The 1,337-nt window shown below is 60.4% G+C and carries 1 protein-coding gene; it reads left to right on the forward strand.

Features of this window, described 5'->3' with window-relative positions:
* Nucleotides 1-639 precede the first annotated feature (639 nt).
* Nucleotides 640-1,221 carry a recombinase family protein gene (locus WFI00_RS17710; RefSeq protein WP_300267831.1) on the forward strand — a complete coding sequence of 194 codons (582 nt, stop codon included), beginning with the start codon at nt 640-642 and terminating at the stop codon, nt 1,219-1,221.
* Nucleotides 1,222-1,337: the final 116 nt, after the last annotated feature.

The raw sequence follows: 1,337 nt of genomic DNA on the forward strand, positions 1-1,337 counted from the left end.
TTCCGGACTGGTAAACGTTGCTCTAGACAATCAACATTTTCCCAGACCAGAAGGACATTTCACTTCACGGCACGCCCACGAACCGCACCCGACATGGTGGATCGGGGCTGAAGCCCCCGGCCGTCGATCAGCGGGAGCAGCAAGTTCGCCCAAGCCCGGCGGACGGCGGGATCGCGAAGCCCATGGTCGGCGGCATCGTCGAAAGCCTCCGCCTCGGCATCCCAGAGTGATCTCGCGTCTCCTGTCACCCGCTCAATAATTCCACCCGCCACCGACTAAAGTGCCGGTCGATCTAGAGTCCGACAACCAAGTTGGTCCAGCGACGAACCCCGTTCCGCAAGCGGGTCCCCTAACGGGCACTTCGCTTCCAATCGCGATGCCGCGTCCGCGTCGTTGCTGGGATGCACGTTTACCCCGCCCGATATAAATGCCCGCAAGGGCGCCCTATCTGCAACACGATCTAGTGTCTTATAACTCTAGGGTTGCGAGACGTCTCATCTGCCTGAGTGTTGAGGACTTCGGACACTGACATGGTTCGCGAGTTTCCCAGGCTCGGCGATTCTCACAACTATGTCTCACAAGTGATTGACAAGATACGAGTACACACCCTTAGTTGCGAGACACCTGGAGAACCCTGAAATGGCAAAGCTGATCGGCTACGCACGAGTGTCCACCCGTCAGCAGTCAACGGATCGCCAAGAAGCAGACCTTCTGGCTGCGGGCGTCCGCCGAGATGATCTGTACACCGATCACGGAGTCTCCGGTGCCCGCGCATCTCGCCCCCAATTCGATCGCGCGATCGAAGCAATCGAAACCGGCGACACCCTCGTCATCACCACACTGGATCGGTTGGGCCGATCGACACAGAACATGCTCGCCTTCGCAGACGAGCTCCACGCTCGAGGCGCAGGATTGCGCGTGCTGAACCTGGGAGGCGGCGACGTCGACACGTCCACGCCGATGGGGTCGATGCTGTTCACCGTCATGGCAGCACTCGCGCAGATGGAACACCAAATCAAGCGCGAGCGCATCGTTGACTCGATCAGCAAACGACGCATCGCCGGCAAGGATCTCGGCGGACGCCGACAGCGAGTCACGGACAGCCAGATCCGCAACGCCCTCCACCTCGTACAAAGCGGCCAGCCAACAGCACAGGTCGCCCGCGACCTCGGAATGTCCCGCGCAACCTTCTACCGCCGGTCAAGAGCACTCACCGATTAGCACTCGGAGCCTGACCCGGTTTCCCGGACGGTTCTTGTGTGTTGATCATGCCGCGATTTCTGCGGCGGTGTGAAGGGCTTCATAGTCGGCGGGGCTGAGGTTACCGAGGCTGGTGT

The sequence above is a fragment of the Microbacterium sp. MMO-56 genome (assembly GCF_037146215.1).
GTDB lineage: Bacteria > Actinomycetota > Actinomycetes > Actinomycetales > Microbacteriaceae > Microbacterium.